The following is a 2,534-nucleotide window of genomic DNA, read 5'->3' as shown; positions in this document are numbered from 1 at the left end:
CGTGAAGAGTTTCGGGCGCCGGCAGGCGTACGAAAGTCCCCGAGGAAGGAACCCGCGGGCCACAGTCGATGGCTATGGGGATTTCGATTTGCGGCTGGTGTCGGCGATGGCGCGACCGCCGCCGGCGAGCGGCGGGTTTGATGCGGCCGGACCGCTTTGCCTTTCAGCCATGCGGTATCGTCGGCTCGTCGCGCGGCCGGACGCGACCGGTTCGGCGTCGATGATCACCGTAGAGACGGGTGGGTCCGTTGCCGGAGGCTGGGTGCCTGTGGCTGAAGGCTGGATCATACCATGCGGGGTCATGGACAGTTCTCCCGGTCTGTCGCCGCCTTGTGCGGCGGTCCGCGCGGCTGCCTCCATCGTTCGAACGTCTCGATGATGATCATGCGTCCGCCGCAGCAGGGGCATGGCGGCCGGAAGTCGTCCGGTTCCGCCGCAGGGTCGTTCGTGGGGGGAGGCGCGACCGCGAGCAGCTCGCGGGCGAGTGCGAGGCTCGTGTTGCGGGAACTGCTGGCAAGTAGCCCATAGTGCCGGATGCGATGGAAGGCGCGCGGCAGAACATGAAGCAGGAAGCGGCGGATGAACTCGTCGGTCGCCAGTGTCATGACCTGCTGGCGATCGGCGCCGTCGCGGCGGTAGTCCTTGTAGCGGAAGGTGACGCTGTTCTTGTCGAAGGCGATCAGGCGGCGGTTCGAGATCGCGACCCGGTGGGTGTAGCGCGACAGGTAGGCGAGCACCGCCTCCGGTCCCGCGAACGGGGCCTTGGCATAGACCACCCAGCGCTTCTTCCGCACGGCAGCAAGATGGCGCAGGAATGCCCGCCGCTCGAGCAGGTGCGCTATCAACCCGAAGAAGCTGAGCCGGCCCGCCGCGTGCAGCGCGACCAGCCGGGTGAGAAACAGGCGACGGAACAGCCTGCCGAGAACCCTCACCGGGAGCAGGAAGGCCGGACGCGACGAGACCCAGCGGCTTCCGCCCGGCGCGATGCCGCCGCCCGGCACGATCATGTGGACATGCGGGTGGTGGGTCAGCGCCGAGCCCCATGTGTGTAAGACGGCGGTGATGCCGATCCTGGCGCCGAGGTGCTTCGGGTCGGCGGCGATCGTCAGCATCGTCTCCGCTGCCGCCTTGAACAGCAGGTCGTAGACGAGCGCCTTGTTCTGGAAGGCTATGTCGGCGACCTCGGCGGGGAGCGTAAACACGACGTGGAAGTAGCCGACCGGCAGCAGGTCGGCCTCGCGCTCGGCCAGCCAAGTCCGCGCCGCCGCGCCCTGGCACTTCGGACAGTGCCGGTTGCGGCAGGAGTTGTAGGCGATCCGCCATTGGCCGCAGTCCTCGCAGGCTTCGACGTGACCGCCGAGGGCGGCGGTGCGGCAGTGCTCGATTGCCGACATGACCTTGAGCTGGGCGAGGCTCAGATGACCTGCATGGGCGGCCCGGTAGGGTGGCCCGGCAGCACGGAAGATGTCGGCGACCTCGATCGAGACACGCACGGCTCAACCGTCGGGCGAGATCTCTCCCGGCTTGAACAGGCCGAGCTTGTCGAGCGGGCTCGTAACCGTGCGCACCGTTCGGGTCGCGACCTTGGCGTAGAGTGCGGTGTTGTTGAGCTTGGCGTGCCCGAGCAGGACCTGGATGATGCGGATGTCGGTGCCGTCCTCCAGCAGGTGGGTGGCGAAGCTGTGACGCAGCGTGTGCGGCCCCACCCGCTTGGCGATGTCGGCGGCCTGCGCTGCCTCGACGACTATGCGATAGAGCTGCCGCGTGCTGATCGGCTTCATCGCGTGCTGTCCGGGGAACAGCCAGCCGTCGCGGTGCATCACGCCCTGCTGACGTCCGACCCTCCACCATTGCCGCAGGAGAGTGAGCAGGTCCTCCGAGAGCATGGCGTTGCGATAGCGCCCGCCCTTGCCACGCTCGACGCGCAGCAGCATGCGCTCGCTGTCGACGTCGGCAACCTTCAGCATCGACACCTCGGCGACACGCAGGCCCGCGCCATAGGCGACTGACAATGCGGCCTGATGCTTGAGACACGTGGTGGCGTTGAGCAGCCGGGCGACCTCGTCGCGACTGAGCACCACGGGCAGATGGCGCGGATGCGACAGTCGGACGAGCCGGCGGGCCAGGTCCGGGCGGTCGAGCGTTTGGGTGAAGAAGAAGCGTAGCGCCGACACGATGCTGTTCATCGTCGGCACGGGAACGCCGTCTTCCTGCTGGTCGATCTGGAACCGACGGAGGTCGTCGGCGGTCGCTGTGTCTGGTGAACGCCCGAGGAATGTCGCCAGGCGTCCGATATCGCGGAGATAGTTGCGCTGTGTCTCCCGTGAGAAACGCCGCATGTTCATGTCGTCGATCAGCCGCTGGCGCAGCGGGCTGATCCGTGCATCGAGAATAGGATGGTGCATGGTCAGGCTCCTTGTTGAAGAAGCTCGCCATGCTCTGCTCTAGCCGAACGACGCTCAACGCGAGCGCGACGACCGGTTCTTGATCTCTACCTCAACCGCAGGCGCCCCTCCCGCGCAGCGGGTTCGTTC

The 2,534-nt window shown here is 67.1% G+C and carries 3 protein-coding genes; all 3 read right to left on the bottom strand.

The features are described from left to right. Positions 1-72: 72 nt before the first annotated feature. From NKH19_RS33155 to NKH19_RS33145, 3 genes are read right to left on the bottom strand one after another with little or no spacing between them, the layout of a single operon-like run. Positions 73-303 (bottom strand): hypothetical protein, encoded by a 231-nt coding sequence (locus tag NKH19_RS33155; protein ID WP_352874145.1) that lies wholly within the window; start codon positions 301-303, stop codon positions 73-75. Beyond that, a complete protein-coding gene (locus NKH19_RS33150; RefSeq protein ID WP_502911106.1) occupies positions 300-1,493 on the bottom strand; it encodes an IS91 family transposase in 1,194 nt (397 codons plus the stop codon). The genes NKH19_RS33155 and NKH19_RS33150 overlap by 4 nt, the downstream gene beginning before the upstream one ends. A 3-nt stretch (positions 1,494-1,496) precedes the next feature. Beyond that, positions 1,497-2,405 carry a tyrosine-type recombinase/integrase gene (locus NKH19_RS33145; protein ID WP_352874147.1) on the bottom strand — a complete coding sequence of 303 codons (909 nt, stop codon included), beginning with the start codon at positions 2,403-2,405 and terminating at the stop codon, positions 1,497-1,499. Positions 2,406-2,534 lie beyond the last annotated feature (129 nt).

The sequence above is a fragment of the Mesorhizobium sp. M1338 genome (assembly GCF_040318045.1).
GTDB lineage: Bacteria > Pseudomonadota > Alphaproteobacteria > Rhizobiales > Rhizobiaceae > Mesorhizobium.
This window is presented reverse-complemented; position numbering and strand designations above follow the sequence as displayed.